Source organism: Sphingobium sp. FG11 (assembly GCF_057809915.1).
Window position 1 is genome coordinate 22,513 of sequence record NZ_JBMDKW010000021.1, and the last position, 26,863, is coordinate 49,375.

At 62.2% G+C, this 26,863-nt stretch carries 27 protein-coding genes and 1 other annotated feature; of the genes, 12 read left to right on the forward strand and 15 right to left on the reverse strand.

Annotation, left to right across the window (positions count from 1 at the left end; genetic code table 11):
- Positions 1–103 precede the first annotated feature (103 nt).
- Together ACODSN_RS14840 and ACODSN_RS14845 are read left to right on the forward strand one after the other, a co-directional pair.
- Positions 104–1,444 (forward strand): DUF4365 domain-containing protein, encoded by a 1,341-nt coding sequence (locus tag ACODSN_RS14840; RefSeq protein WP_489056263.1) that lies wholly within the window; start codon positions 104–106, stop codon positions 1,442–1,444.
- Positions 1,441–2,904: an argonaute/piwi family protein gene (locus ACODSN_RS14845; protein WP_489056264.1), complete on the forward strand. Its 1,464-nt coding sequence runs from the start codon at positions 1,441–1,443 to the stop codon at positions 2,902–2,904. The genes ACODSN_RS14840 and ACODSN_RS14845 overlap by 4 nt, the downstream gene beginning before the upstream one ends.
- Positions 2,905–2,977: 73 nt before the next feature.
- On the opposite strand, the gene ACODSN_RS14850 is transcribed toward ACODSN_RS14845, so the two are convergent.
- The 6 genes from ACODSN_RS14850 to ACODSN_RS14875 all read right to left on the reverse strand — a co-directional run bounded on the left by ACODSN_RS14850 (position 2,978) and on the right by ACODSN_RS14875 (position 7,546).
- Positions 2,978–4,105, reverse strand: coding sequence for a relaxase/mobilization nuclease domain-containing protein (locus ACODSN_RS14850; protein ID WP_489056265.1), 1,128 nt, complete (start codon positions 4,103–4,105; stop codon positions 2,978–2,980).
- Complete coding sequence (locus ACODSN_RS14855; protein WP_489056266.1) at positions 4,098–4,634, reverse strand: hypothetical protein; 537 nt, start codon at positions 4,632–4,634, stop codon at positions 4,098–4,100. The genes ACODSN_RS14850 and ACODSN_RS14855 overlap by 8 nt, the downstream gene beginning before the upstream one ends.
- 297 nt (positions 4,635–4,931) lie before the next feature.
- The gene (locus tag ACODSN_RS14860; RefSeq protein WP_066532561.1) at positions 4,932–5,867 is read right to left on the reverse strand and encodes a ParB/RepB/Spo0J family partition protein; all 936 of its coding nucleotides are present in this window, start codon (positions 5,865–5,867) and stop codon (positions 4,932–4,934) included.
- Positions 5,867–6,631 (reverse strand): ParA family protein, encoded by a 765-nt coding sequence (locus tag ACODSN_RS14865; RefSeq protein ID WP_489056267.1) that lies wholly within the window; start codon positions 6,629–6,631, stop codon positions 5,867–5,869. The genes ACODSN_RS14860 and ACODSN_RS14865 overlap by 1 nt, the downstream gene beginning before the upstream one ends.
- Positions 6,632–6,644: 13 nt before the next feature.
- Positions 6,645–6,824: a hypothetical protein gene (locus ACODSN_RS14870; RefSeq protein ID WP_066532566.1), complete on the reverse strand. Its 180-nt coding sequence runs from the start codon at positions 6,822–6,824 to the stop codon at positions 6,645–6,647.
- Between the two features lie 326 nt (positions 6,825–7,150).
- Positions 7,151–7,546: a DUF3768 domain-containing protein gene (locus tag ACODSN_RS14875; RefSeq protein WP_489056268.1), complete on the reverse strand. Its 396-nt coding sequence runs from the start codon at positions 7,544–7,546 to the stop codon at positions 7,151–7,153.
- 275 nt (positions 7,547–7,821) lie between these two features.
- Between ACODSN_RS14875 and ACODSN_RS14880 the strand changes: the two genes are divergently transcribed.
- Positions 7,822–8,199 (forward strand): hypothetical protein, encoded by a 378-nt coding sequence (locus ACODSN_RS14880; RefSeq protein ID WP_489056269.1) that lies wholly within the window; start codon positions 7,822–7,824, stop codon positions 8,197–8,199.
- 141 nt (positions 8,200–8,340) lie between these two features.
- Here ACODSN_RS14880 and ACODSN_RS14885 read toward each other — a convergent pair whose 3' ends face one another.
- Both ACODSN_RS14885 and ACODSN_RS14890 read right to left on the reverse strand, forming a co-directional pair.
- On the reverse strand, positions 8,341–8,862 hold the full coding sequence (locus tag ACODSN_RS14885; protein ID WP_489056270.1) for a hypothetical protein: 522 nt from the start codon (positions 8,860–8,862) through the stop codon (positions 8,341–8,343).
- Positions 8,863–9,227: 365 nt separating this feature from the next.
- Positions 9,228–10,604, reverse strand: a complete 1,377-nt coding sequence (locus ACODSN_RS14890; protein ID WP_489056271.1) for a CoA transferase — start codon at positions 10,602–10,604, stop codon at positions 9,228–9,230.
- Positions 10,605–10,680: 76 nt separating this feature from the next.
- Here ACODSN_RS14890 and ACODSN_RS14895 point away from each other — a divergent pair, with 76 nt between their 5' ends.
- From ACODSN_RS14895 to ACODSN_RS14910, 4 genes are all read left to right on the forward strand, one after another.
- Positions 10,681–11,808, forward strand: a complete 1,128-nt coding sequence (locus tag ACODSN_RS14895; RefSeq protein WP_489056272.1) for a citrate synthase — start codon at positions 10,681–10,683, stop codon at positions 11,806–11,808.
- A 151-nt stretch (positions 11,809–11,959) separates the two neighbouring features.
- Positions 11,960–13,192 (forward strand): tyrosine-type recombinase/integrase, encoded by a 1,233-nt coding sequence (locus ACODSN_RS14900; protein WP_489056273.1) that lies wholly within the window; start codon positions 11,960–11,962, stop codon positions 13,190–13,192.
- Positions 13,189–14,154 (forward strand): tyrosine-type recombinase/integrase, encoded by a 966-nt coding sequence (locus tag ACODSN_RS14905; protein ID WP_489056274.1) that lies wholly within the window; start codon positions 13,189–13,191, stop codon positions 14,152–14,154. The genes ACODSN_RS14900 and ACODSN_RS14905 overlap by 4 nt, the downstream gene beginning before the upstream one ends.
- Positions 14,147–15,157: a tyrosine-type recombinase/integrase gene (locus ACODSN_RS14910; protein ID WP_489056275.1), complete on the forward strand. Its 1,011-nt coding sequence runs from the start codon at positions 14,147–14,149 to the stop codon at positions 15,155–15,157. Before ACODSN_RS14905 ends, ACODSN_RS14910 begins: the two co-directional genes overlap by 8 nt.
- A 56-nt stretch (positions 15,158–15,213) precedes the next feature.
- On the opposite strand, the gene ACODSN_RS14915 is transcribed toward ACODSN_RS14910, so the two are convergent.
- Entirely contained in the window at positions 15,214–15,384 is a 171-nt protein-coding gene (locus ACODSN_RS14915) for a hypothetical protein (RefSeq protein ID WP_489056276.1), read from the reverse strand.
- A 291-nt stretch (positions 15,385–15,675) separates the two neighbouring features.
- On the opposite strand from ACODSN_RS14915, the gene ACODSN_RS14920 reads away from it, so the two are divergent.
- The 3 genes from ACODSN_RS14920 (at position 15,676) to ACODSN_RS14930 (ending at position 17,409) form a co-directional block, all read left to right on the forward strand.
- On the forward strand, positions 15,676–16,110 hold the full coding sequence (locus ACODSN_RS14920) for an Xre family toxin-antitoxin system antitoxin (protein ID WP_107125803.1): 435 nt from the start codon (positions 15,676–15,678) through the stop codon (positions 16,108–16,110).
- On the forward strand, positions 16,107–16,586 hold the full coding sequence (locus ACODSN_RS14925) for an RES family NAD+ phosphorylase (RefSeq protein ID WP_489056277.1): 480 nt from the start codon (positions 16,107–16,109) through the stop codon (positions 16,584–16,586). The genes ACODSN_RS14920 and ACODSN_RS14925 overlap by 4 nt, the downstream gene beginning before the upstream one ends.
- Positions 16,587–16,980: 394 nt before the next feature.
- On the forward strand, positions 16,981–17,409 hold the full coding sequence (locus tag ACODSN_RS14930; protein ID WP_489056278.1) for a thermonuclease family protein: 429 nt from the start codon (positions 16,981–16,983) through the stop codon (positions 17,407–17,409).
- A 130-nt stretch (positions 17,410–17,539) separates the two neighbouring features.
- Here ACODSN_RS14930 and ACODSN_RS14935 read toward each other — a convergent pair whose 3' ends face one another.
- The 5 genes from ACODSN_RS14935 to ACODSN_RS14955 all read right to left on the reverse strand — a co-directional run bounded on the left by ACODSN_RS14935 (position 17,540) and on the right by ACODSN_RS14955 (position 22,669).
- Positions 17,540–17,953: a single-stranded DNA-binding protein gene (locus ACODSN_RS14935; RefSeq protein ID WP_056769078.1), complete on the reverse strand. Its 414-nt coding sequence runs from the start codon at positions 17,951–17,953 to the stop codon at positions 17,540–17,542.
- Between the two features lie 483 nt (positions 17,954–18,436).
- Positions 18,437–19,063, reverse strand: coding sequence for a hypothetical protein (locus ACODSN_RS14940; RefSeq protein WP_489056279.1), 627 nt, complete (start codon positions 19,061–19,063; stop codon positions 18,437–18,439).
- A 228-nt stretch (positions 19,064–19,291) separates the two neighbouring features.
- On the reverse strand, positions 19,292–20,239 hold the full coding sequence (locus ACODSN_RS14945; protein WP_489056280.1) for a DUF2493 domain-containing protein: 948 nt from the start codon (positions 20,237–20,239) through the stop codon (positions 19,292–19,294).
- Positions 20,240–20,648: 409 nt separating this feature from the next.
- Positions 20,649–20,858 carry a hypothetical protein gene (locus ACODSN_RS14950; RefSeq protein ID WP_489056281.1) on the reverse strand — a complete coding sequence of 70 codons (210 nt, stop codon included), beginning with the start codon at positions 20,856–20,858 and terminating at the stop codon, positions 20,649–20,651.
- Positions 20,859–21,367: 509 nt separating this feature from the next.
- Positions 21,368–22,669 carry an SLC13 family permease gene (locus ACODSN_RS14955; protein ID WP_489056282.1) on the reverse strand — a complete coding sequence of 434 codons (1,302 nt, stop codon included), beginning with the start codon at positions 22,667–22,669 and terminating at the stop codon, positions 21,368–21,370.
- A gap of 332 nt (positions 22,670–23,001) precedes the next feature.
- On the opposite strand from ACODSN_RS14955, the gene ACODSN_RS14960 reads away from it, so the two are divergent.
- Positions 23,002–23,622, forward strand: coding sequence for a hypothetical protein (locus tag ACODSN_RS14960; protein WP_489056283.1), 621 nt, complete (start codon positions 23,002–23,004; stop codon positions 23,620–23,622).
- Between the two features lie 39 nt (positions 23,623–23,661).
- On the opposite strand, the gene nhaA is transcribed toward ACODSN_RS14960, so the two are convergent.
- Positions 23,662–24,852 carry a Na+/H+ antiporter NhaA gene (gene nhaA / locus ACODSN_RS14965; RefSeq protein ID WP_489056284.1) on the reverse strand — a complete coding sequence of 397 codons (1,191 nt, stop codon included), beginning with the start codon at positions 24,850–24,852 and terminating at the stop codon, positions 23,662–23,664.
- A gap of 214 nt (positions 24,853–25,066) precedes the next feature.
- Positions 25,067–25,122: a sequence feature (sul1 is cis-regulatory element that is thought to sense ions involved in sulfur or methionine metabolism; They are found in Alphaproteobacteria), on the forward strand.
- Between the two features lie 57 nt (positions 25,123–25,179).
- Here nhaA and ACODSN_RS14970 point away from each other — a divergent pair.
- A complete protein-coding gene (locus tag ACODSN_RS14970) occupies positions 25,180–26,676 on the forward strand; it encodes a SulP family inorganic anion transporter (RefSeq protein ID WP_489056285.1) in 1,497 nt (498 codons plus the stop codon).
- Positions 26,677–26,863: the final 187 nt, after the last annotated feature.

Below are 26,863 nucleotides of genomic sequence, written 5' to 3' on the forward strand. Positions count from 1 at the left end.
TGACTCTGGGGGCGATAGCTAGGCTGATTGACCTGCGCACGTTCGCGATAAGTTCTGGCGAGGAGTGGGCCTCGGACGATAGAGATCTTCACTGGAGGGCAATTTGGCAAAGAAGATCGGCAGTAGTGACATAATCGGTATGCGCGGAATTGCGCGCATTGAGGAAGTCGTCCTCTCGATGGGCTACATGTTCTACGAAACCGGTGGTGTCGAGGCCGGCATCGACGGGTTTATCGAACTTCGTGACGTCGCCACAGGCGCGGTCGGTAACCTGCTGCTACAGATCCAGGGAAAGGCGACCGAACGCAAGCGGCTGCAGGGGGAGACGGAGGAGTCATTTGAATATCCCTGCTCGGAAGCGGACATCACCTATTGGATGCACGGAACGGCCCCGGTCCTGCTGATCGTTGTTCGACCCGAAGAAGGGACAGCTTACTGGAAGTCCATCAAGGACTGGTTCTCCGACGCTGAACGATTGAAAACGCGAAAGGTCGTTTTCGACAAGGTAGCGGACCTTTTTACAAGGGATTCAAAGGCAGCCATTACAGCAGTCGCAGCCTCTGTGTCACCTGGCGCATCCGGCCCGAGCGTCCGGCGGCAAGAAGATTTGCTCACGAATCTGATTGGCGTCACGACGGCGGAAACTTTGTATTGGGCGCCCACCACGTTCTCCACGGACAAAGCCTTTGGGGCGGCACTGAGAGCACTTGATCGCCAAGCAGGTTCCGAGTGGATCGTGCGCGGTAAATCCGTCCTGTCATTTCACGATCTCGACCGGTGGCCTTGGAATAAGCTCTGCGAAGCGGAAGCGATGGAGGAGTTCGGCGCCGACGAATGGGCGGACAGTGACGATGAAGACCGGCAGCGCGACTTTGTTGCCTTGCTCAATCGGGCGATCGGTGAGTTCGTAAGACCGGACCTCTGGCATGATCGAAAGTCAGGGGTCTTCTATTTCCAGAAGCCGCGCGATCGCAGCACCTTAAACTACGCGTATCGGAGCCTGAAAAACACAACGACCCGCAGAGTAGTTGGGAGCTACGGGAAGCGAAAGACCGATCCAGGTCGCGCATCATACTGGCGTCATTCCGCTTTTCAGCACCGGTTCGTCCGCTTTGCCGGTGTCTGGTTCGTGGAGCTCACGCCGACCTACCATTTCACGCACGATGGCAAAAACCCTGACGCCTGGGCTGGCGAGCATTTGAAAAAGATCAAGGAAATGGAAAACAACGCCGCGGTCATGGGCCAGTTTGTGATGTGGCGGGACTTCTTCCTAACCCACGGTGCCGACGATCTGCTGACCACACGGTATCCGTTCCTATCATTCGCTTCTCTGGATTTGCTCGAAATGGATGTTGGCGTCCCGGACGATCTCTGGAAATCGCAGGAGGCCGATCCGTCTTCCCCACTGTTCGAATATGCACAAATAGACGGCAGCACGGAATGAGGCTGTCCCATGTTCAGGAGCCCCCGCTGGAGTTCGGAGGCGCATTTCGGCACCCCGACATTCGCTTCGGCTTGATGGACTATGGTCCCTTCGATGTAGGCACGGAGGGCGCCCCAAAGCGCATTCGGGTCGGCATCGTCGGCAGCGGCGAGACCGTGGAAGGCACCGCTCGGTGGCTCGAAGCCTGCCGGGTCGGTTTCCCGGCGAAGGAAAGTCGCCAGCCCAACCTTTTCCCGCCGTTCCCTGGAACGGGCGCGGACGAATCTTTCCGATGTGAATTCGTAACGTCCGACGAGCTTCAAAGGGTGATTCCGCCTCGAGAAATTGCCAAGATCGTTGCGATCGCAGGCCAGCGCGAGATGACGCGAGCGGTCGTGGAAGCCATCGCAGAGGAAGTGGGCGTTCTCGCCGAACGGACGACGAAGCCCGACGTCGTACTTGTAGCGCTGCCCATCGAAATCATTCAGCGGACCTATAACGCGCGCGATGCTGCCGGCGCAAACGAGGCTGCGGAAGGCGGCGAAGAGGCAGAGGCTGGCCCCGACCTTGATTTTCGCGGAATGCTCAAAGCCGCCTGCATGCGGCTCCATTTGCCGATCCAGCTTCTTTGGCCGACCACATATGACCCCAGCTTCAAAATTCCGCGTAAGCTGAAGGAGAACAGTGACAGACGCACGCAAGACCCTGCCACGGTCGCGTGGAATCTACTGACCGCCATTTACTACAAAGCTGGAGGATTGCCCTGGAGGCTCGCGCGCGATGCCCGCCAGCTGCGGACTTCATTCGTGGGATTGAGCTTCTACCGGTCGGTCGATGGCGAGCACATCCACACGAGCACCGCCCAGATGTTCGACGAGCGGGGCGAAGGTCTAATCCTCCGCGGCGGTAGGATGGTTGAAAGCGAAGAGGATCGAAAGCCGCACTTGACGGCGGAGGATGCCTACGAATTGCTGAAAAGCTCGCTCAAGGTGTTCAGGCAACAGCACGGACATTACCCGGCGCGGGTCGTGCTTCACAAGACGTCGCGGTTCGATCGAAACGAACTTGCCGGTTTCCACAAGGCGATCGACGAACGCGACATCGATTATGCGGACTTTGTCTGGATCCAGAAGTCGATGACTCGGCTCTATCGAATGGGAGTCTATCCGCCCTTGCGCGGCACGTTACTCCGCTTCGATAAGGACCAGGCTCTGCTCTACACTCGTGGAAGCGTGGAGTTCTTCCGCACATATCCGGGTATGTATGTGCCACGGCCCCTGATGCTGAGGTGTCAGGCGCTGGGTCAGCCACTTCAGCATATCGCCGAGGAGACGCTCGCACTTACAAAGATGAACTGGAACAACACCCAATTCGACAATGGAATGCCGATCACGATTGCAGCCGCGCGGAACGTAGGAGAGGTATTGAAATATGTGCCTGAAGGTCAGGAAATCGCGCCGCGGTACAGCTTTTACATGTGATCCCGCCCATGCCGCGCCAGACGAAATCGGGACTGAGGTTCCGCAGAAAAGCTATTCCTCCTGACTTTGCGGACTAGCGCTCACGATCGCGCGGCTTCGAGGGTGCGATGCTTTGTTCCTCTCGCCCACCGCTGCCTGATTTGCCACGTTCATCCTGTGACGCTGCTTTCCGATCGGCGATCATGATCTCCCGCGCCCGCTCCAATCGCCGCGACACCGCCGCCGGCATATCGGCCACGAACCCTGCGATCTCTTCGGCCAGCGCGCGATCCTCGTCTTTCCCGGTCGCCGCCAGCGCGGCCGCGGCATCTGCGTATGCCCCCCGGATCTGCTTCTGTCGGCCCAGCGCCAGCACATCTTCCACCCTACGCTCCGGGTTCTTTGAACGTGCGAACTCCTGCGCGCGCTCTTCGATCAGCCGGTTGAGATCCAAGTCCCTCCCCAGCCCGGCTGTCCGGGCCTCCAGATGGTGCGCCGGCGAACGCACCCGCTTCTGGACATGGCCGCGCGCGCGGCGCGGCGTCGCTTCGGCGGCGATGCCGCGCTGGCGCAATTCATGGGCGAAGCTCTCGCGCCAATGATGAAGGTCGGCCTTGCGCGGATTGAACCGCGTCCCGTCTGCACCTTGGGTTGCGACGGTCAAGTGGACATGGGGGTGAGCGGTATCGGTGTGGAGCGCCACCATATAGCTGAACTGCCCTTCGAATTCGACACGCGCGAACGCCTGCACGGCGTCATGGATCGTGGCGGCATCGGTCGTACCGCCCGGCATCGACAAGACCATCGACACCGACGTCGGTCGGTCCTTGCCATGCGCGTTCATCGCCTGATCGAGCATGTCCCAGTCGGCAGCAATCGCCTTCAGGCGCTTTTCATCGGTGATGATTTCGCCTTCGCTGCTGCGAACCTCGAGCTTCCCGTGACGCGAGATATAGCCGAAATGCTCGGCAAGATGCCTGGCGCCACGCTGTTTGCCCGAGATCTTGACCATGACCTCGGGGGCCTTGCGCACAATTCGCTCGAGCTTGGCCCGCGCCTCGGCCGCCGACAGGGCCGGCGCGGCATTGCTCCCGCCCCTGCCCTTGCCGCCCGAGCGGATCCGCAGTGTCCCCCCGCGCAGGCTGCGCTTGCCCCCGGTTGGCGGTCGCCAGGCTTCCATCAGACTGGGGAGCGGCAGGACGCCGTCATCCTCCTCATTCATCGGCCGTATCCCAATAGGCCATGTCACCCTTGAGCGCCCGGCCAAGCGCGCGCAGCTGATCGGCCACCTCATCCCGGAAGGACGCGACCCGCGCGGCCTCGCGCGCCAGGTCGAGACGGGAATCCACCATGGTCGCGGCATGCAGCGCATGGACCGCCTGGTTGAGATTGATGCCGATCCGGTTGAGTTCGCGCCAGGACTGCGCGATCAGCACCCGGTCCGCGCGCGGCAGCGGCGATGTCGCATGCAACCGTCGGCGCAACAGCATCACCAGCCACTCGGTCCGTTTGAGGCCGCGCGCATCGGCCGCCGCATCGAGCTGGACGATATCCTCGCGCATGAGCCGAAGCTGCAGCCGGCCAGTCGTGCGAGTCCGAGGCGGTGCCGTCGCGCTCGACGCATCCCCTGCGTCTTCAAGCGCAGCGTCGATCAGCTTGCGCAGGAGCGCTGAGCGACCGCCAGCGGCAGTCGCCTTAGCATCGAAGCGCGCCGCGAGATCATCGGGCAGACGGAGGCCAAAAAACGCCACACCCCATTGCTATTGTTTAACAATGACGGCGCCAAGCCTATCCGGCCCTCACCTAAAACCACTCGTCCTATAGTCTGCTCAAACAGACTCACCCCTCTTCAAGCGACGTATCCAACCCGACTGGCATCGATGGGAAAAAGAATATCTCCGACCGAACCAATTCCCTCCGCCCGCCAAATGAAGACAGCCGCGCCCCTGAAGAAAGGGGCACGGCTGTCAAAATTGTCTGAAAAGCTCGATCGTTTCGACGCGGAGTGAGGGGTGATTGGATGCGCCCCGACCTGCCCCGCCGATGGTTTACTCCATGGCGATCTCGGCAACAGGCGCTTCGACCTCCTGGCCGTCGTCGAACGCCACCCGAACGCGCTCGGGCAGGATCAAACGTCCTGTCCGCCCACCCACCGTCACCCGAACCGCATCGAGCGGCCGAGGCTGCGGCGGCACCTCCGTTTCGAACATCGACCGCAAACCGGCACCGGCACGAACCGGCCGGCTCGGTGCGGCGCGCTCGGCGCCCTGCCCGTCCGAGAGCGCGGGCACATCGCGGAGACGGGCATCCGGCAGAGTCTCGGATGCCTTAAGTCCCGCAATGAACCGGCCGCCCTCGGCCAGGGTCACGTTTTCATCCCCAAGCCGCTCAACATAGGCGCGCACTGCGTCGCCATGAGTACGGGCAGCCCGGTGGAGGTCGTAGAGCAAGCGGATCGGCATCTGATCGATCGCGGCCCGCAGCCAGGGCGCCATGTCGGCACAGGCGGCATAGAGCGATACGAACTGCTTCGATCGGCCGAGCGCGCGGGCGATCTCCGCCTGGGTGACGCCGGCACCCAGCATGCGTTCGATCCCGGTCGCCAGATCATGGGGGGTGAGGCCTGCGCGCTGGTCATTCTCGACAATCTGATCGGCGAGCGTGTCGGCGCGGTTCACCACCGCCATCACGATCGCCGGGATGGTCTCGCGCCCGGCAAGGCGCGATGCCCGAAAGCGCCGCTCGCCGACGCGGATGACGTGAAGGCCGTCGCCATTTTTCGGGGCGACGATGATAGGCTGCAGGACGCCGCGCGCGGCGATCGAGGCAGCAAGATCCTTGAGCTCCGTCTCGTCGAACACGCGCCGCGGATTTTCCGGATCGGCCATGATCCAGTCGAGCGGCAGATCCTCGACGCGCCGCGCGCTATCATGGAGACCGACGAGCAGTCCGAACTCTTCGGCGCGCTGATCGAACTTGCCCATCACGCCGCACTCTGGCGGCGGTCGTCCATCCGGCGAACGATCTCGGCCAGGATCGGCCGAATTTCGTCAGCCGCCGCTTTTGCGCCACTACCGGTTTCGCGCCAGACGGGATGATGCTGTTCGGCCGAATGCTTGTAGGTCGGCCGCGCCTTGATGAAGGCGGGGAACATCAGCTTCTCGCCAACGGCGCGGGCGAGTTTGACCGCATTGTCCATTTCGCGTCGGTCGAAAGGATTGACCATCGAGGGCAACAGCCCGAGAAAATCGACCTTGCGCCCGCCGCGCGCACCCTCCGCTTTTTTGAGCGCGGTGAGCAGCATCTTGGCGCACTCGATCGAATCCTCGGCGACCTGGACCGGCGCGATGACTGCGTCGGCCACCGCCATCGCGCTCAAGGTCAGCTCATCCCATTTGGGACCGGTGTCGATGACGCAATGGTCAAAATGGGCACCCAACGCGGGAAACCGGCCAAGGAAATCGCGCACATCACCGGCTGCCTTGACCATCTGCAGCCGCGGATCGGCGGCGAAGACCGTGATCCCGGGCGCATCGGTAAGGTCGAGCCGCGCCTCGGGATCAAACAGGTCCGCCGAGAACCACCCGGTCCGCTCGCTAGCGAGCCGCCGCGTGGAACTGCCCTGCGGATCAAGGTCGAGAAAGGCGACGCGGTTGCCGCCTTGCTCAGAGAGATACCAGGCGAGGTGGGTGGCGAGAAAGGTCTTGCCGACCCCGCCCTTCAGCAGGCTGACGACAATCGTCTTCATGATCGCCGGACCCTCACGATTCATAGTCGTGGGGACCATCGCGCAGGTTGCGCTCATAATGGTCGCGCGACGACCAGTCGCCGCCCCCGCCGATACCCGGTCCGACATAGCGAAACAGGTAAACGGTGATCGCGAAGCAGACGAACGCGAATACGAACGCATGGTCGGGATGCCGGGAAAAATAGTCGGCCACTGCGGGTCTCCTTGGCATGTTCCAGGGACACCGATCGGTCCCCTGACCGCGCAGCAAGACGCGGCCCCTCATGCCGCGCAGCCTCCCCTCTCGTGCCGGGGAACAAGGTCCAATGGACGTCAGGCGGCACCGCCGACAGTCTGCTCAAGCAGACTTTTCGGCTATCCCCCCGGTCAGGGGGGTGGCCGGGTTCACTCGCCAGAGATGGGAAATCTGGACAGGCCGACCCCGGGCGCAACCGGGTGGCGCAAGGCGATCCGCGCTCGCGGCACCGGCGAATCCTTTCCGTAAAAAGGTGGCCCCGACAGAGTCGGGGCCATGATGGCTCAATATTCGTGGGTGAGAAGCAGCGTCAGCACGCGGATGGTGACATCGGGATCTGTCGGGTCAGGGGATCCATATGTCAGCGCGCGATCATAATAATCGACCTTCCAGTACAGGGCCTCGCCCGCGAACTCGAAGCGACCGAAATCACGCTCCCCATGCGGATCGACGTCGGGACCAAAGGCATCATAGTCGCGCACCGTGCGCAGCAGTTCCGCGCGGCGCTGAAACCCGCGAAACAGGCTGGTATCGCCGATCAAGTCGGCGACCCCGGCGGTCATGACCACTTGGTTGACGCCCGGGTTATGGATGGATCGGCGCAGAGCATCATTGAGCCGCGCGATGGTCGCGATGCGCTGGTCTGCGGATAGGACTTTGTCATTCTGGGGGTCGGCCATGACGTTCGACTTTCCAAGCTGTGTCAGACCCCGCCGATCGGGGCCTTCCGACAGGCGACCGGACCGCCGGGGCATAGCGCGCCCGCGCACCCGACAGGGTCGCAACGGATGTGGAGAAGCCCGGCACCGGGCTTGCGCTGGCAAGTGCCGCGGCGAGGACGCCAAGCCAGGAAGGAACCGTCGATGCGGCGGTCAGAGGGAATAAGGAACGGCATGGCCGACTTTTCAGACGTGCTGCTGGACGCGCGAGCGAGGGCTTCGCTATCCTTCCGATCATGACAGACACCGCCCGGATCATTGCCCTTTGGCCGCGCTGGACATCGAGCGTCGGCGCGATGCAGCAGCTGCAGATTCAGGTTCGTACCCAGTGCCGCCGCTGCGGCGCCCTGATGCGCGCCGACCTTGACGAACTGGTCGCCCGCTATGGCGGGAGTGCGTCGTTGATCGATCGCCAGGAGCGATGCCGCATGGTCGCGTGCGATGGTGCGACCTTCTACCTGGCCGCCCGGCGCTATGGTGGACCGTGGCGCATCCTGGTCGACGATGCGGCGCTCCGCGACGGGCTAAGTCTATGCCCGCCAGCTCATCTTGCGCTTGGTCGACCAGCGCCTTTCAGCGACAGCGCAGCGCTGCTCGTTACCGAGCACTGTTGACTGCGCGACCACGGCAGGGATCGTTGCCCGCATGGGCCGAGACCCGGCACGGGGCTCGGGGCGCAAGCCTAGAGCCCGGTCCGGTGCAGCCGGAGCCGCCAACGTCCTCGCTTCATGCCCAATCTGCGATGCGTACTGCGTCTATTTCACCAACTGGTGGCGCAGGTTTCCAAGAACTGAGCAGAGCTGTTGGCTTTTCCGCCGTATATCAGCGAGCATCTCAAGGCCTTCCGCTTCCTCGACCAGAAGCATGGTGCGTTCAGCCTGCCGCGCACGGATAGAGACCTGACGGTAAACCACGATCCACTTGTCCGTCCGCTCAATCGCAATCTTTGCCACCCCATGCGCCAGAAATGTTCGAAGGCGCTCATGGGCACGAAAAGCCTCAATCGCTTTGAACGCCGCTTTCCCCTCAGCGGCAAAGGCCCCTTCCGTACCAAGGACCGCCGCGATATCGTCGAACCGCTGCCCGGTCAGATGGCGCAGACGGACGGCCGCACCTTTCTCCGGCACCGTACTCAAAGATAGCAAGGTTTCGGTCACGCCAGCCTCGGCCGCGGAGAAACACTGCAGACACGCCCCGCGCCATGCGTTCACATCATGGACCACCCGGCTCCACAATGCGTCATCACTTTGGGATAGAATCTTTGTTTCGGCATTCATCCCAACTTTGTATCGCGCGCATGTTGATAATCGGTTGCTCGAGAGTACAAACAGAGCGCGATGCCCGTCGATGTTTGGCAGAGCCGGGAGCCCTGAGGCTCCCGGCAAGTGTCACGCGAACGGATCATATTCGTTGTTATGCGGATGTCTGCATAATCGCGATTATGACCCCTGGGAGATTATGTAGACCCGCGGGGCATTGCCCATCCGGCCGGGCGTTTGGCCCGGCCGGACTGCACATAATCGAACAAACTGTACTTGCTCGGTCAACGGCATGTAACGCCCCATTTTTGGAGGTTCATGATGACCCGGCGCTTCCCCAAAACCGGACCTTGAAAGATTTGACATCAGGCCCCGTTACTCACTTACCCGATCCAGGTTGCCGTGCTTGAACCGAGTTTCGTTGCTGGCCGGCTCCAGTGCATCCGAGTGCCAGCGATGTTGACCGGTTGAAGCAAACGCCGTGCCGGCCCCCAATCTGTTTGTTCAACAGTGGCGGCGAAGTCTTCATCCATCGACGGCGCAAATCCTGCGTTTGACGGACTGCCTTTGTGATGAGCTAGGAACTTGGCTGTGCGTGCCAGCGACAGCCGCGCACTTGATGGGCCTGAGCCGGTAGTTCTTGCGATCACACCCCGAACTGCGGCGGCCGCCAAGAGATAACCTGTAGCATGATCAAGTGCTTGAACGGGAAGCGAGACCGGAGCGTCCGCGTTGCGCCAATCCATGCCCACAGCTGCGATCCCGGATGAAAACTGTACGAGGCTGTCAAAACCCCGCCGCCGCGCCCAAGGACCGCTATGGCCATAAGCATCAAGGGAAATGTCGATCAGGCCCGGGCGAATGGCCTGTCGCGCCCCGGCACCGAACCCGATTTCTTCGAGTGCGTCGCTGCGATAGCCATGAACCAATATGTCGGCCTTGTTGAGCAACGCACTGAAGGCATTACGCCCAGATGGGGTCTTGAGGTCGAGCCTTGCGCAACGCTTACCCAATGTCACTTCGGGGATGACGCCGGGTTCATCCCATCCGGGTGGATCGATACGCAAGACATCCGCGCCAAATCCAGCAAGAAATCGCGTCGCCACAGGCCCCGCGAGAACGCGGGTGAGATCGAGCACACGCAGCCCCGAAAGCGGGCGAGCGCGAGAAGGCTGCCATTCGCTCGCCATTCCCTTGTTTGGTGTATCCCAGATTATCAATGGCTCTGCCGAAACGGCTTCGCCTTGCGGATGGGCCGCCCATTCTTCGACAGACCGCAAGCGTGCGGCACAGCCACCAGCAGCGACAATCGCATCTTCAAGCTCGCCTGCACGCCAAGTCGCGACAATGTCCGCAACAACCTCGCGCCTTGGTTCGCAACCGAGCACCGACAGCGCCGCTGCGCGGTGATGTGGGGCATTGGTGTGGAGCTTTATCCATCCATCCCGAGCCTTGTAATCGCCCGCTATGGCGTCCCAGGGGTTCGGCATTTCCCACCCCTGAGGCCGAATCGACCAGGCAAACCAAAGCGACGCCGATCTATAGGAGACGGAGACCGGCGGGACGGCCGAGCATAAGCCGACCAATTCGGATACGGCTGCGGCAGCAGCACCTATCGAAGCGGCGGCCAGCTCTGAAACAGGAAAGCAGGATGGCAAGCGATCGTCACTGCTGAAGGCAACGCGCGATGCGTTGCCATCGGGGAGGTCAAGCGCAGCCAAAATGCCGGCGAGCATGGAGTGCGCAATAGTGTCGGACATGGTGCCTCCTCCCGATCAGGTGAGCAGCACTTTTGCCTGATTGTCGATATAATCAATCTTGATATATATAATCAATATGAATGGTTGGATCGATTGCGACACCGCGCTGTCCCGCTTGGGCGTCAAGGCGCAAACACTCTATGCCTATGCGAGCAGGGGCCGCATCCGCGTGCAACCTGATCCCGCCGACAGCCGTAGAAGCCTCTATAACGCGGATGACATCGCCGAAGTCTCGCTTCGCAAGGCTCGCGGCCGGAAGCCGGCAGCGATTGCGGCTAGTTCAATGGACTGGGGAGAACCGGCGCTCCTGACAAGTCTGTCTACCGTCCATCGCGGCAAGCTCTATTATCGCGGGCAGGATGCTATCGAACTGGCTCGCAGTTCGACGCTCGAGGAAACTGCCGCACTCCTTTGGGATGTGCGGAATCCGCCCGTCTTTTCGCCCGATGCCGTCGAAGCGGGCGGGGATGCGTTTTCGGTCCTCGCCGCCCATTCTTCACAAGGCCAGCCCATTTTAGGCTGCAGCGGTGATCACATTGCGCAGGATGCAGCGATGATCATAGGCAGACTGGCATCGATCTGCGGTGCGGCAGATGGTCCGGGTCCGACCCATGAGCGACTTGCTCTTGGCTGGAATTGCGATGCGCAAAGTGCTGAGCGGTTGCGTCAAGCGCTGGTCTCCATGGCCGACCACGACCTCAACGCCTCGACATTCGCCGCTCGCGTCGCCGCATCGACCGGGGCATCGCTGCCCGCCTGCCTGCTTGCCGGATTGTGCACCCTATCCGGTCCGCGGCACGGCGGTGCTGGCGAAGCGTTGCGATACCTTGCCGAAGATGCTCGGCGGCAGGGTGCGGAGAAAGCTGTTCGACAATGGCTAGAGCGCGATCGAATGCTGCCGGGCTTTGGCCACAACCTCTATCCCGATGGCGACCCTCGTGCGGGCCTGATGTTGGCAGGTATCAAGGCGCCGAATGACCTGCGGGCGTTGGCCGCCAGCGTTTTCGACCTTACGGGACTGCTTCCCAATTGTGACTATGCACTTGCGGTGATGGTCGATGCACTGGGATTGCCCAGAGACGCGCCATTCCGCATTTTTCTGATTGGCCGAGCAGTGGGCTGGTGCGCTCACGTTATTGAACAAAATCGGATCGGAACACTGATAAGGCCGCGCGGCCGCTACAACGGTGTTTTGCCGAGTTGAATGACAGTTATGTACAGTCTGTCCGCCAATATCTGACTATCAGCAATCCACCAGACGCTGCCGTTCCCGTCGATCGCACAACGTGACAAGCGTTTATGATGCACGTAATCGCGGCTCCAAAGTCGATCTCTCTTCAATGGGAGATCAAACAATGGCCACACCCCTGACGCTCCAGCTTCGAACCGAAGACCCCACAAATGTCTTTGCGGAAATCCTCCCGCTCTACCGCGAACATCTGCTCGCGGCGCGATATAACGAGCGCCGCCGTCGCTACCTCGCTGCCATAGTCCACTTCGGACAGTGGTTAGCCCGCGAAGAGCATGCGGCGGGCGATGTTGACGAGGCGGTGATCAAGCGCTTTTTGTCGGAACATCTGCCGCGATGCTCGTGCCAGCGGCCGGTGCCGCTCGGGATGATCGAGGTGCGCGCCGCCCTCAACCTTCTCCTCCGAATTCTGCGCGCGCAGGGAATAGCCGCGATGCCGAGCGATGATGAGATCGCACGCGAGTTATCCGGCTTCGATCGCAGGATGGCGGATATATGGGGTTTGTCCCAGGGGACACGCGACCACCGGTGCCGGATCATACGTCGCTTCCTCCGAGCGCAGTTTGGCTGCAGGCCGATCGTGCTCGCGTCGATCAGCGTTGCCGCTATTCGCAGCTTCGTAATCGGCGAGCCCGGCGCAAGCGCGAATACCGTCCGTGTGATGGGCGGCGCGTTGCAGTGCTGGTTTCGTTACCGGGAACTCCTCGGCGACCAGGTCGCCAGTCTGAAGCGAGCGGTGCCACGCCCCGCCTACTGGCGTGATACATCGTTGCCGGAGGTCTTGTCGCACGATGAACTGGTTGAGCTCTTCGCATCGTTCGACATGCCCTGTTCGTCGCCGCGCCGGGGATATGCCATGGCGCGATGTCTGGCTGATCTGGGCCTGAGATGCGGAGAGGTAGCAAGACTTCGTCTCGACGATATCGACTGGCGAGCGGGCACTCTGCATCTCTCGGCCGGCAAGGGAAGACGCGCCGACGTGTTGCCACTTCCCGTGGCCACGGGACAGGCGATTGCCGATTATCTCCTGCATGAGCGTCCGAAAACTACGTGCCGCTCGATCTTCGTGCGGCACGTAGCGCCGCTCGGCGTGCCGATTGGCCGGCTAACGGTACAAAAGGCGATCCGCACCGCTTATCGACGATGCGGCTGGGATCGGACCCGTGTTCATATCCTTCGCCACACCTTGGGAAGCCGACTGGTCAACGCCGGCACGCCGATGAAGCAGATCGCCGACGTGCTGCGTCATCGTAGCATCGTCACTTCGGCGACCTATACTCGCGTCGACGTTGCTCGCTTGGCCGCCGTGGCATTACCGTGGCCAGGAGCCGCGAAATGAGCGGCCGCGGCATCATGCTGTCGCGCGCGGAAGCGTATCTTTCCGAACGGCGCAGCCTCGGCTTCGTGCTTTCGACGGCGAGCAAGTTGACCATGGCGTTCGCGCGGTTCGCTGATGCGAACGGCCACGACGGCGCATTGACCCCCGCCATCGTGTTGCGATGGGCGCGCGAACAAGCGTTGCACGCTGACCCATTTACCTGGGCCGGTCGTGTCAACGTCTTGCGCCCGTTCGCCCGCTTCCTAGCTGAGCACGATCCCACCACCGTGTTCCCGGAAGGCAATCCGTTCGGCCGGGGACACCGCCGGGTCGCGCCACACATCTATACGCCAGCGGAAATCGAGGCACTGCTCAACGCAGCGTCCCGCCTGGCGCCGTTCGGCGGGCTGACGCCAGCAACGTTCACGACATTGTTGGGCTTGCTTGCATCGACAGGCCTGCGGATCTCCGAGGCGCTCCGCCTAACGTGCGGCGACATCGACCCAGATCAAACGCAGCTGATCGTCCGACACTCGAAGTTCGACCGATCGCGCCTTGTGCCCATGCATCCGACCGTTGGCACCGCACTGCGGAGCTATCTGTCAATACGCGCGAAATATGGCGCGATGGATGCGGCGGCTCCCCTGTTCCTCTCCGAATATAGCGGGCGGGCGCTCCGCTACGATACAGCGCGGAATACCTTCTCGAAGGTCGCCTCGGAACTCAGGATCGAAGCGCGGGGCGGTCATCGGTCGATCCGCATCCATGATCTCCGACATACGTTCATCTGTCGCCGACTGATGCTCTGGCAAGAAGAGGGCGGCAATCTTGGCAATGCTATGATGGCGCTCGCCACCTACGTCGGCCACGTCAACATCGGCGAAACCTATTGGTACATGCAGGCCGTGCCCGAACTCATGGCGATAGCCGGCAAGCGGTTCGAAGCGCTTGGCAGCAAAGTTGGGGAGGTTCTCCATGGTTGAGCCATCCGCCCACGCGTCGTTCTCGGCTATCCTGCAACGCTTCTTTGTGGAGCACCTGCGAAAGCATCGTGCCGTCAGCCCGAGCACGGTGGCAGCCTATCGGGACACCTTCCGGCTGCTGCTCGCGTTTGCAGAAGCGACCATCGGCAAGGCGCCAACCCGTCTGATGCTCAGTGATCTCGACGCGGAGATGATCCTTGGCTTCCTTGATCATCTCGAGCGGGAGCGCGGCAACGGCGTGCGTAGCCGCAATGCGCCTCTGGCCGCGATCCGCTCGTTCCTGAAATATGCTGCTCACCAGGATCTGACCGCGCTGGCCACCATCGAGCGCAGCCTGGCCATCCCACAGAAACGATGCGATAAAGCGGTGCTCGGCTTCCTGACCAGGCCGGAGATGGAAGCGATTATCGCCGCTCCGGATCCAATAAGCTGGGTCGGCCAGCGAGATCGAGCGATGTTCACGATGCTCTATAACACTGGAGCGCGCGTGTCTGAGATCATCGATCTCCGCGTGGGCAACGTCGTTCTCGACGTATCCCCGGTCGCGCATCTGCAGGGCAAGGGCCGGAAGCGGCGTAGCACGCCGCTATGGAAACCCACGGCCGCGATCATCCGTCCGTGGATACGCCGGCTCAGCAGAGCTGGTGAGTCCGACTTCCTCTTCCCGAGCAGTTCGGGTGGACGGCTGTCGCGCTCTGCCGTTACACAGCGTCTCGCGCTGGCAGTCGATCAAGCCACGCGTCAGCAGCCGCAGCTTGCCGGGCGACCGATCTCGCCGCACACCATCCGCCACACAACGGCGATGCATTTGTTGCAGGCGGGCGTGGATATTACGGTGATCGCGCTCTGGCTCGGGCACGAGGGCACCGGCACGACGCATATCTACCTGGAGGCAGATCTGGCCATGAAGGAAGAAGCGCTCAGCAGGTTACAGCCGATCGACGCCCCGACATCGCGGTATCGGGCACCGGATCATCTGATGGCCTTCCTTCAGTCGCTTTGATTATGTGTACTCCGGCCGGGCCAGACGCCCGGCCGGATGGGCAATACCCCGCGGGTCTACATAATCTCCCAGGGGTCATAATCGTTGATGACGACCAGGTCGCCGTCAAAGTCGTCGGCGGTGATGACGGCGAACTGGTTGCCGATCCCAATGACCATCGTTGCGATCATGAGGGTCTTGGAGAGGCCGAGTGCATTCAGGCGGGCGATCTTGATGTCGGTGAACATGTCGAGGCTCCTTGAAAGCCGGCGGGTTCATCCCCGCTCGACTGGCGCCCGAAGTGTTCGGAGGGTGGCCGCGATCACTTTTTGCCGCAGGCCAAAAGCCGTAGCGAAGCGACCGGACCCTTTACGGGTTGATCGCATTAGGCCGCGCGCCGGACCAAGGATTGCGCCTCAAAGAGCGGGGTGAAGCTGCCGGCCGGAAGAGGTCATGGCGCCACCGAACGGATATCACCGGTTGCTTGTGCTTGCCTCATGTGAGACATACATCTGCATCAGATGAGACAGAAGCAGCAGATGGCGAGCCAGCCCGTGACGATCGAGACCCTGCTTGGGGTTGCGCCCCGCAAGGGCGACACGCGCCTGGGGCTGAGCTATTCGATCCTCGAAGGTCTGCCGGTCGGCGCGCTCGACCATCTCGCCGACACCGTCGCGCCGGGCGACAGCCGCTTCAAGTTCCGCCTCATTTCCAAGGCGACGCTTGATCGCCGCAAGAAGTCGGCGTCCAAGCGCCTGACCAGCGAGGAAGGCGACAAGCTGGCGCGGATCGCCAAGGTGTTCAGCTTCGCGCTCGATATCTATAAGGATCCCGCCAAGGTCCGCGACTTTCTCGGCCGCGCGCATCCCATGCTCGACAACAAAGCGCCGCTCGACGTGGCGCTGGCGACAGGGCCCGGGGCCGATGTCGTCATCAACCTGCTGGGACGGGCGGCTTACGGCGGCGGGGCGTGAGAACCCAGATCACCGACCGCGTGCTGACCTGCTTCAGGATCGGCGATCCCGATGGCGCGCATCCGATCTATGACAGCGAAGGCGCTCGGCTCTATCCGGGACGGTGGAACACCGCGGCCAGCCCGATCATCTACACGTCAGAACATTATCCGACGGCGATGCTGGAAAAGCTCGCCCACGCGAACACGGTGATGCCGCCCAACCAGCATTATATCCGCATCACCATTCCCAACGGCGTCAGCTATGAAGTCTTCCCGACCGCGAAATTCTCCGGGTGGGACGGCAAGCGCGAAGACATCTGCAAGGCCTTTGGCGAGGCTTGGTTCGCGGCAGGGCGCTCGGCGCTGTTGCTGGTGCCTTCGATCCCGGCACGGGTGGAACGCAACTTCCTGATCAATCCAGCACATCCCGACGCGCAAGCAATCAGCTTCGAACTGCCCGAACCAATCTGGTGGGATGACCGGCTCTACGGCTGATCGCGAAGGGCTTGGCGATCAGCACGCTGTTGGGAACGCTGGGCGATGTCCAGTCATGGCTGGCGTCACCCAAGCAATAATGGATGGGTCGCTGGATCTCGACACTTGATAAATGTTCTTTATTTGTTCTATTCTGTGACCATGCTCCGAGTCGATGAAGATAGCCTAGCCCTCCACCTCGAGGTGTCGCTCGCCACGGCCGAACCGGCCCTCGTCACCGATATTGGGTGTGGCGATACCGTTGCACGACGCCGTGCAACGGCGGAATTGGCGCGACACCTGGCAATGCGGTTGCGCTGCTACGACATCCTCGCCGACGAGCCCGCCACGAGGTCGGATACATTGCCGCTCTTCCCTAAAGCATGACTTACACCCCTTTCCGGGTTGAGCGCTGATGCTCGCTGTATTTCTGCTTGCCGTCGCGGTCGTGCAGGGCGGCCAGTCGTTCACCTGCACACCGATCAGGGTTTGGGACGGCGATGGCCCGATTTGGTGTCGCGAGGGACCACGGATCCGGCTCGCTGGGATAGCGGCGCGGGAGATCGATGGCTCGTGCCGCACGGGACACCCCTGCCCGCGCGCCAGCGGGATTGTCGCGCGCGACATGCTGGTGCGGTTGCTGGGCGGCGCGAAGGGGCGCAGCGCCACAGGCCATATCCTTGTCACAGGTCCAAGACTCCAATGCCGATCGACTGGCAATGCAAAAGGGGATCGCACCGGTGCCTGGTGCGCCGCGCCAGCGATCGGCGATATCAGCTGCGCCATGATTGCGAGCGGCACAGTGCTGCGATGGAGCCGATATGCGGCGGGCCACTGCCGCTGAGAGGACGCGGAAGAGCAATATCCTAGCCGCGCTCGTTCAGATCCATTTCCCGAACTTCCCTCGATCCCGAACCGTGCTGCGGAAAACAGCAAAAAGGCCCGGCGGCGTGAGCCGCCGGGCTTCGCCGGTCTCAGAAGGGAATTTCGTCGTCATCCACTGAGCTGTCATTGCCGCCTTGGTCGCCACTGGCGGGCTTGGCGCGGGTGAGGAAGGTCACCTCGTCGGCGATGATCTCGACGCCGTACCGCTCGATATTCTCGTTGTCGGTCCAGCGGGTGTAGTGGATGCGACCGCGCACCATCACCTTCATCCCCTTGTCGACATATTGCTCGACGGTCTTGCCGACGCCGTTGAAGCAGGTGATCCGGTGCCATTCGGTATCTTCGATCCGGCGGCCATTGTCGTCCTTGACGACCTTGCCGTTGCTGTCTCGCTTGGGCCGCGAAGTCGCGAGGCTGAAGTGGGTGATCTTGGTGCCGCCCTGGGTGGTGCGGGCTTCCGGCGTGGCGCCGACATTGCCGGCGAGGATGACGAGGTTCTGCATGTCGAGGTTCCTTTTTTGGGTGCCAAAGGGACCGTCCCTTCGACTGACCCCCGCAAAAGGCGGGCATGGGCGGTGCTTCCACCGGAGCGCGCAAGCGGCGTAGGGGAACCCCGACACAAGGGGTGGTGCGGGCAGCCGTGGAACACGGCAACTCGGCCCGAAGGGGAGCGGGTTGGAAGCACCGAACGACCGACTTAGGGATCAGGTCAAAAAGAAGGGATGGTGGCTTTGGTTCTATGAACCCAGGAACCGTTGCAGAAGCATTGCCCTATCACCGCAGCAATCTACGCCCGATAGCCCCACCACCGTTGGTCAGCCCATTTTCCAGTTCGACTTGTCGTTCGCAGCGAAGCAGCGGCGGCCCCTACGACAAGAAGACATGATGGCCGTCCGGCGGGTTTAGTCGGAAAACCGTCTCTGGCTTCAATCGAATTGGCAAATCCCTTTCGAGTGGTGCGCGCATGGATGATGTTGCGGGGCCGGTTACGCGATCTGCACCCGGATCACGGCAAGGAGACGGTCGACGCAGAGACAGGCGTCGGTCACATCGAAGGGTGACGCCCCGACCCGGAACAACGCGTCGATCTCGTGGTGACTATAGGCCGGCGAAAGGATCGCTGTGAGATCCGGCAATTCCAGAGGCAGGCCGGACAGGCCTGCTTCCGTCGCAAGCGCCAGGGCCTTTTCGAGGTCATGCCGAATATGGACACGGTTCCAGTCGTCGGCATAGCCCGCCTTCATCAGAAAGGCTTTGAGGCTGAGTTCGATCGCGATGGCCAGCGAATGTGCAGCACTCGCCGGAGCGATCCCGACGCTTGCCGACGCGCAGCGGGCAAAGCCCGTGGCATTCTCCATGAAAATGTCGATCAGCGCCGGATCGACGTCCCCGGCGAAACGCCGCGCAGCGTCATCAAGCGTGGCGGGCGATAGCCCGATCAGCCAGCGCGGTCCTCCGATATTGCGCAGATGGCGCAAATGCGCCGCACCGGGTTCATCGGTGTCGGTGCCGGCCGACCAGCGCAGCAGCAACGCCGCCTTCCAGCAGCGACCATGGCGCTGTCGGAACGCAAGCAAAGCGCGCAGTTCCTCATCATGCAAATCGCGCATCATAATCTCCCTTCTTCGTGGCAAAGCGACGCCCGGTGCAGCGTGAGCGACGCGGATGGCTGGTGGAATCTGAAACGCACGCCCGCTGCCGACACGGCCGACGGGGTTCCAGTGCTATTCAGCGACACCCAAAAGGCCTCGCCGCCCTCCCCTCTTGCCTGCGGGAACTTCGAGAAGACGACCGTGAGCGGAGCGGAAAAGGGGCCGCCGGGAAACCGGCGGCCCGCGCCTTCAGCCCGCACCGCGACGAGCAGCTGAAGGAGGACTTCCCAATGGGCCGCGGCGATCAACGACACGCAGTCCCCGAGCCTTGGCTTCGATGACAAGCCGCTCCGTCACGCCATTGCCCTGGAAGGCGATCACGAAACGCGGTTTGAGCGAGAGCATCTGCTCGTTGCGACGGAAGCCGGCGCGATCGCCGAGTTTGCGATCGAGACCGAACCGCACCTGCTGGATGCCGTTCTGCTCGGCCCATGACGCTGCAAGCCGTTCGATACCCTTCATATCGCCGCCGTGTACGAGATACATGTCGCCGACATGGGCGCGAACCTTGTTGAGGGTGGCCAGCAGGTTATCGGCGAACGTCTTCATATCTTCGTCGTTGGCGAAGGTGAGGCGGCCACCGGCGAACACAATCGGCGTACCCTGCGCGGTGTTGGCGTTCAAAGCCCGCTCGCGGCGCGCCCGCAGGAAGGCATGGCCGTCGACGATCCCGGCGGTGACACCGAGCGAAATGCGGTTGCCGGACGATGGCACCCACGATCTCCCGGTCTCCCGGATATAGTGCGCGGCGGCGACATCGCGCATGATCTCGAAGGCACCAGCGGACTCCTCGACCTTCTTGGCGAGATCGATCTTTTCCTCCAGATTGGCCGTGCTGATTTCGGAGCCGTCCTGTTCGGCGAGGAGAAGGCGGATGTCGTCGGTCAGCCGATCGACCAGCCCGTGTTTCTTGGCGGCGGCGCGGTGGAAGAGGTTCACCAGCCCCCAGCCCAGATCTTCGATGTCGCGCTCGATCGACGTGTTGCTCATCGTCGTGAAGAGATCGCTCCAGATTGCGGTAACGGTCTGCTCCAGCGCCTCGGTTGGTGGCGGCGCCATGCCACTGAGGTCTTCAGCACGGGGTTCGAGGTGCCCTAGCTCCAGTGCCGCGAGTGCGGCTGCAAGCGATGTGGACATGATAGCGAGCCTTTCTGTCTGTGCCGGCGGCCTCTCCGCCGGATGCGCATCCTCCGGGCGCTCGCAAAAGAGGGGCTGGCACCGAGGCACAGCCGAGGGAAACGCGCGAACAAGGGGTGGTGCGGGCAGCCGTGGCACACGGCAACTCGGCCCGCCGTTCGCGGGTTGCCGGCGCCTCGCGGGCGCCCATATGCGGCATCCTCTGGCGGGGAGGTGTCGAGTACAGACCGGCTTCGCTTTGTCCTCAGCCTGCGCCGTCGATCCGGAACGGAGGGTATCTCGAATTCCGCCGCTGCGAGATGCGACAGCACCGGCGCATAACTGCCGAGACCGCGCACCGTTGCCGCCGAGATCAGGATCTCGTCATCGTCCGACGCACTGAAACTCCGAACGGTCGTGCCGTCAAAGATCACCCGCTCGGGGCCGAACGCCCCAGGAGCGCCGCCATCCAGCGGGCGAAAACCAGGGCATGATCGAAACAGAAAGCCTGGATCGCCTCGAACCGGCCCCAGGCGACCTCATGGTCGGCCAGGTACAGGGGAACGCTCGTATCGAGATCGTCCGGATCGAACTCGGTCCCCTCCCAATCCGTGAAGGCGCAATAGCTCGACGGTAGCACTGAAGCCGGGGAGAAGGTCAGGGAACAGCGATCCGCCGATGCGGATCGCGACAGAAGCGCGATCGGCCTGGTTGAACTCCGTCACTGGTGAGGAAGAGGATCAATCCGCAGACCATGCCCGGGAAATGCCACGTGTTCCCAGACTAAGCTGGTTGGTGATTGCCATGTCGGCGTCGAACTGGTGCCGCCAAGACGATCGTCGCTGCGGCCAATCAACCTCTCGATAGCCGACGCACAGGGTACACGCCCAGGTCTCCCTGGACAGGCATAATTGGGACATTTTTGCCATTCCCAAGCGACGCGGGGAACGGCAGCCCTTGTCATGAGCCGACATCCACGGTTGCCTGCCTGGCATCGCAGAACCACAGAAAGTGGGACGATTGCTGACCGGCTCTATTGGCAAGCGACCCAATCGAAGCGGACGGGTCCAACTGGTGCGATCGCGCCGCTATCGATCTGTGCCACCGCTTGCCGTGCCGGCGTAGAACTCGGCCGCCAGCACTGAACGGTCAAAACGGGAAGAATACCTGAATCGCCAGGATCGCAACGGCAAAGGTGATCAGGTTCAGTGGAAGCCCGACACGGACGAAGTCCATGTAGCGGTATCCGCCCATCTGATAGACGATGACGTTCGTCTGGTAGCCGAATGGTGTCGCAAATGCCGCGCTACCCGCCATCATGACCGCGACCAGGAATGGCCGCGCGCTGACCCCCAGGCTTTCCGCCAGCGCCACGGCGATCGGCGTGACCAACACCGCAACGGTCGCGTTGGATAGCAGCTCCGTCAGGATCATGGTCAGTCCGTAAAGGACAATCAGCGCGACCAGCGGGCTAAAATCATGCAGCGAGCCCACGAGCGCGCCGGTCCCGGCGGCGGCAAGGCCACTTTCCTCCATGGCGATACCGATCACGACCATGCCGGCGATCAGGATCAGGATTTGTGGGCGCAGGCCGCCGTAGGCTTCATCCGCGGTAATGACGCGCAACAGGATCAGAAGTACCGCGCCCGCGAATGCCGACGCCGCGATTGGCGCGATGTTAAACGCCGCCGCGGCTATCGCCGCGACAAAAACCGCCCCGGCGATAGCCGCCTTGACCGGCTGAAACGGGCGAGGTTCAGCGAAGAGCTCGGCGTGGCCAATCTGCGCGCCCGGTGCTTCGAAATCCGGGGTGCGCTGCTCGGTCGCTGGATCGGTCAAGCTCCGGCCCATCAGCTTGCCGCTGAACAGAAACAGATAGAGCCCGCCAGCCAGCGCCAAGGGAATGCCGACCGGCGTAATCTCGAACAATCCGAAGCGCGGCTGCCCAGCGATGCGTGCCATGTCGTCGACGAGCAAGTTTGTGGACGTGCCGATTAGCGTACAGCAGCCGGTCAACACGGTAATGTACGACAGCGGCATCAGATAGCGCTTCGGAGGAAGTTTCAGCGCCGTAGCGACGTCGCGGATGACCGGCGCGCCCATCACGACGATCGGTGTGCTGTTGAGGAAGCAGGAGAAGCACCCGATGACGGCGAGCAGCACCCACAGCCCAGCGGCGCCCATCTGCTTGCACATCCGGACCGCCGCCTCGATCGCGCGATCGAGCAGGCCGGAGAGCTCAAGCGCGTAGGCGATGACGAACAGGGAGGCGAGCGCAATGATGGCAGGGCTGGCGAACGCGCCCTGCACTTCGACCGGACGGACGACCCCGGTTATCAGCAGCACCGCCGCGCCTGCCAAGGCGACGACGTCGGAGCGCACCTTGTCCCAGATCAGCGCCGCGACGACCGCCACCAGCACCACCAGCGTCAGGATCTGCTCGCCACTCAACGGCGGACGGCCGATGGCGGTTGTGCAGGATACGTCATGTTCATGGTGAACCCATTGCCGGAACTTGCTATCCTGTGTCCATGAATGAACCCAGCCCGCGTGCTAGTCGTCTCGCCCTGACCGCCGGTATACTCGCGATAATGGTCGTCGGCGGGGGCGGATTTCTGCTAGGGCAGCGTTCCTCGCAGGAACGCCAAACCCCGAAAACTCCGGTCGTAGTCGCGCCCGTACCCAGCCCGTCGCCCACGGTCAGTGCAACTCGCGTGCTGGGTCGTGCTGACATTCTAGCTCTGGCCGCTGAGGCGGCGGATGCCACTGCGCGAGGCGATGCCATGCCGGCGAGCGTTCGAGATTCGGTCGGCAAGCCGTTTACTTTATCGCTGCCCTTCGGGTGCGATGGACCGGCGGACGCCGACAGCAAGACGGCAATGCGCTGGCGGTACGATGATGCGGCTGGAGCGCTGCGCCTGGATGTCTCCCCGATAACGTGGTCGCCGAGCGAATGGTTTGCGGGGGATGCTGCATCGAACGCAGAGACGATCGAAGGCTTCTGGATCGCGCGACCTTGGACCCGCAGCGAAGCATGTCCAGCTTCACAGACACCGGCGGTACCTATGGGAGCCGAGCCCGTTACATTAGCCGGACAGACCGTCGCGATCGGACAAGTCTTCGGTGCGGGGGGCGCACGGCAGGGGCGTCGCGACGGCAAGGCTTATTCGTCCGTACTGCGAATGGAGCGAGCGGAGTTCGATGGCAGGCAGGGCCTGGCTCTGCGCCTGACCGGACGCCTCGGGAGTAGTTCGAATGACCTGCCCGTGGCTTGCCGTCAGCCCGGCGGGGCGGAACAGCGTCCGGTCTGCCTGGTTTTCGTGGTGCTGGATGAACTCGCGATTGCGGATCCATTGACTGACAAGGCGCTCGCTACTTGGCCAGCGGGATCGCTCACCGATTGAGTTGATAAACGATGGTGGCGTCTAAGGCTTTGCTTTTCCTTACGCCGGGGTGGGCTGGCGCGTTTCGCGGCGCGCAACGCGCAAGATGCTCCACCCGAGAAGCCCCGCCAGCAACGAGCCCATGAGGATGCCGATCTTCACCTCTTCCTGAAGCAACGCATTATCCGCGAATGCCAACAGGCCGATGAACAGGCTCATCGTAAAACCGATGCCGCACAGGAGCGACACGCCGAGCAGTTGGAGCGTGCTCGCGTCGGCCGGCATGTCAGCCCAGTCTGCACGGATCACGAGGTAGGCGCTGCCGAACACGCCCACCAGCTTGCCCAGAAGCAGCCCCAAGGCGACCCCGAGCGTCAGATGGTCGGCAAGAACTGCCGGCGTCAGCCCGGCGAAGGAGACGCCGGCATTGGCAAATCCAAATATCGGCACGATCAGGAATGTCACCCATCCGTGAAGGCCATGCTCGAGCTTGTGCAGCGGCGAATGCACCATGTCGTCCGGGCGGCCCAAGTCGCGGCGCAGCGGGATGGTAAGGGCAAGCGCGACCCCGGCAATGGTCGCATGCACACCGGATTGCAGGACCAGAAACCACAGCAGGGCGCCCAGCAGCAAATACGGTGCTAGCCGAACGACACCGTACCGGTTCATGCCGATCAGCATGGCTACGACTACGCCTGCAAGGGCGAGATAAAGGATCGACATGTTACTGGTGTAGAATAGGGCAATGATGATCACGGCGCCCAAGTCGTCGATGATCGCAAGTGCCGTCAGGAAGACCTTCAGTGATGTGGGGACACGATCGCCAAGCAGCGACAGGACACCAAGGGCGAATGCGATGTCGGTCGCCGAAGGAATCGCCCAGCCACGTGCGGTGTCCGGGTCTTGGCCGTTGAACGCCAGGAAGATCAGCGCTGGCACGACCATTCCGCCGAGCGCAGACACACCAGGCAGGATGCGTCGGTTCCAGCTCGACAATTGCCCATCGAGTACCTCGCGCTTGATCTCCAGGCCTACCAGCAGAAAGAACACGGCCATCAAGCCGTCATTGATCCAGTGGGACAGGCTCAACGGTCCGACATACGCGTGCAGCGCACCGAAATAAGTTGGCGCTAGGGGCGAGTTGGCTACCAGCAGCGCGAGTGCGGCCGCCGCCATGAGAATCAGACCGCCAGACGTCTGACTCTTGAGAAAGCTGCGTAGCGCGCTTGGCGGCCGTCGGATGTCATTCATCAGCAAATCTTCCGGGCATGGGTCGCGCGCTGGCGGCCCGACCAGCGCTTTCACCTGCCGTCTCCTTCGGAAAAACGACACCCGCATTCTTTATCGCAGTTCATTCCGCAACGCACAACAGTCGCGCGCTCCGGTGCTCACCAATCTATCGCTAGCCCTCGTTCGATTGACCAGTTGCCCCACACGCCGGGAAGGGATAGGGGCCCGCCATTCGCAAGGACCCGGTGAAATTCCGGGTGGCTATTTCGGCCGCCGATCCGCCGGACAACAACACGCACCCACCCCCATGCGCACCAAGTGCGCTCTGTGCCCTGTTGTGGATTACCAATGACATTCGATCTTTTTGCTTACCGTCGCGAGTGGTTTACGAATGCTGCTGCGGCGCGCCGCGACATCCTGGCCGGCATCGTCGTCGCACTCGCGCTCATTCCCGAAGCAATCGGCTTTTCCATCATCGCCGGCGTCGACCCACGGGTCGGTCTTTATGCCTCCGTCGCGATCGCGCTGACGATCGCATTTATTGGCGGGAGGCCGGGCATGATCTCGGCCGCGACGGCGGCGGTCGCCGTCCTCGTCGTGCCGCTCGTGCGCGATCACGGTGTCGAATATCTGTTCGCCGCCACGATCCTGATGGGTCTTATCCAGATCGCAGCTGGCCTGCTACGGCTCGATCTGGTCATGCAGTTCGTCTCGCGGTCGGTCATTACCGGCTTCGTCAACGCGCTCGCCATCCTGATCTTCATGGCTCAGCTACCACAGCTTACAAATGTAGGCTGGGAGACCTACGCCATGGTCGCTGGCGGCCTCGCGATCATTTACGGTTTCCCTCGTATCACCACAGCCATCCCTTCGCCGCTGGTGGCGATCCTCATCTTGAGCGCGATCAGCATCGCTCTCGGTCTGCCGGTCAATACCGTAGGCGACATGGGCAAGCTGCCTGAGGCGCTGCCCAGCTTCGCGCTGCCGCAGGTGCCGCTGACGCTCGATACGCTGCGGATCATTCTGCCGTATTCGCTGACGATGGCAGCGGTCGGACTGCTGGAGTCGCTGCTTACCGCGCAGATCGTCGATGATATGACCGATACCGATAGTAACAAGCGTCAGGAGTGCGCCGGCCAAGGTGGATCAAACATCGTCGCGGCGCTGTTTGGCGGCATGGGTGGCTGCGCGATGATTGGCCAATCGGTTATCAACGTCACGTCCGGCGGACGCAGCAGACTGTCCACCTTCGTCGCTGGCGGGTTTTTGCTTTTCTTGCTTGTCGTGCTCGGCCCCTATGTCGGGCGTGTGCCGATGCCTGCGCTCGTCGCCGTCATGATCATGGTGTCGATCGGCACGTTCAGCTGGAACTCGATCCTGAACCTGCGGCGCCACCCGCTAACATCATCGGTGGTCATGGTAGCGACGGTCGTCGTGGTGGTGGCGACGCACGATCTGTCCTTGGGCGTGCTTGCTGGCGTGCTGCTCTCCGGCATATTCTTTGCTGGCAAGGTCCAGCGCATGTTCTCGGTCAAGCGCACCGTGTCGATCGACAGCATGCAGGCGACCTATCACGTTACCGGCGAGATCTTCTTCGCCTCGGTCGAACGGTTTACGCGCGCGTTTCAGACTGAGGACACTGCGCGGCGAGTGCTGATCGATGTGACCGCAGCGCATTTCTGGGACATCTCCGGCGTCGGCGCACTCGACAAGATCGTCGCGCGCTTGGGACGCGATGGTCGGGACGTCGAGGTAATCGGCTATAACCGGGCAAGCGCCGACATCATCGATCGTTTCGCACTGCATGATAAGACAGGCGTCGAGATGGGGCTGGCACCGCATTAAGCTGATCGGCAGCTCGCTCACATTAGCTGAGTACGCGATTAAGCCAGCGCGGCGCTCGCTAAAGGTGCCGTAACTGCACTTCCGACCGCGCTCCGAGAGCGTGGGCGGCCCTCGGCGTGCTTTAGGATCTACTTGTTGATTGCCGTTGAGAAGTGACCCGGGGTTTTCATCGAGAAGTGACCCACCT

Bases quoted from the DNA above. Each gene is read 5' to 3' on its own strand.
- ACODSN_RS14845 (WP_489056264.1), top strand. From the start codon at position 1,441: ATGAGGCTGTCCCATGTTCAGGAGCCCCCGCTGGAGTTCGGAGGCGCA.
- ACODSN_RS14850 (WP_489056265.1), bottom strand. From the start codon at position 4,105: ATGAATGAGGAGGATGACGGCGTCCTGCCGCTCCCCAGTCTGATGGAA.
- ACODSN_RS14860 (WP_066532561.1), bottom strand. From the start codon at position 5,867: ATGGGCAAGTTCGATCAGCGCGCCGAAGAGTTCGGACTGCTCGTCGGT.
- ACODSN_RS14865 (WP_489056267.1), bottom strand. From the start codon at position 6,631: ATGAAGACGATTGTCGTCAGCCTGCTGAAGGGCGGGGTCGGCAAGACC.
- ACODSN_RS14875 (WP_489056268.1), bottom strand. From the start codon at position 7,546: ATGGCCGACCCCCAGAATGACAAAGTCCTATCCGCAGACCAGCGCATC.
- ACODSN_RS14880 (WP_489056269.1), top strand. From the start codon at position 7,822: ATGACAGACACCGCCCGGATCATTGCCCTTTGGCCGCGCTGGACATCG.
- ACODSN_RS14885 (WP_489056270.1), bottom strand. From the start codon at position 8,862: ATGAATGCCGAAACAAAGATTCTATCCCAAAGTGATGACGCATTGTGG.
- ACODSN_RS14890 (WP_489056271.1), bottom strand. From the start codon at position 10,604: ATGTCCGACACTATTGCGCACTCCATGCTCGCCGGCATTTTGGCTGCG.
- ACODSN_RS14895 (WP_489056272.1), top strand. From the start codon at position 10,681: ATGAATGGTTGGATCGATTGCGACACCGCGCTGTCCCGCTTGGGCGTC.
- ACODSN_RS14900 (WP_489056273.1), top strand. From the start codon at position 11,960: ATGGCCACACCCCTGACGCTCCAGCTTCGAACCGAAGACCCCACAAAT.
- ACODSN_RS14905 (WP_489056274.1), top strand. From the start codon at position 13,189: ATGAGCGGCCGCGGCATCATGCTGTCGCGCGCGGAAGCGTATCTTTCC.
- ACODSN_RS14910 (WP_489056275.1), top strand. From the start codon at position 14,147: ATGGTTGAGCCATCCGCCCACGCGTCGTTCTCGGCTATCCTGCAACGC.
- ACODSN_RS14915 (WP_489056276.1), bottom strand. From the start codon at position 15,384: ATGTTCACCGACATCAAGATCGCCCGCCTGAATGCACTCGGCCTCTCC.
- ACODSN_RS14920 (WP_107125803.1), top strand. From the start codon at position 15,676: ATGGCGAGCCAGCCCGTGACGATCGAGACCCTGCTTGGGGTTGCGCCC.
- ACODSN_RS14930 (WP_489056278.1), top strand. From the start codon at position 16,981: ATGCTCGCTGTATTTCTGCTTGCCGTCGCGGTCGTGCAGGGCGGCCAG.
- ACODSN_RS14935 (WP_056769078.1), bottom strand. From the start codon at position 17,953: ATGCAGAACCTCGTCATCCTCGCCGGCAATGTCGGCGCCACGCCGGAA.
- ACODSN_RS14940 (WP_489056279.1), bottom strand. From the start codon at position 19,063: ATGATGCGCGATTTGCATGATGAGGAACTGCGCGCTTTGCTTGCGTTC.
- ACODSN_RS14945 (WP_489056280.1), bottom strand. From the start codon at position 20,239: ATGTCCACATCGCTTGCAGCCGCACTCGCGGCACTGGAGCTAGGGCAC.
- ACODSN_RS14960 (WP_489056283.1), top strand. From the start codon at position 23,002: ATGCCGGCGAGCGTTCGAGATTCGGTCGGCAAGCCGTTTACTTTATCG.
- nhaA (WP_489056284.1), bottom strand. From the start codon at position 24,852: ATGAATGACATCCGACGGCCGCCAAGCGCGCTACGCAGCTTTCTCAAG.
- ACODSN_RS14970 (WP_489056285.1), top strand. From the start codon at position 25,180: ATGACATTCGATCTTTTTGCTTACCGTCGCGAGTGGTTTACGAATGCT.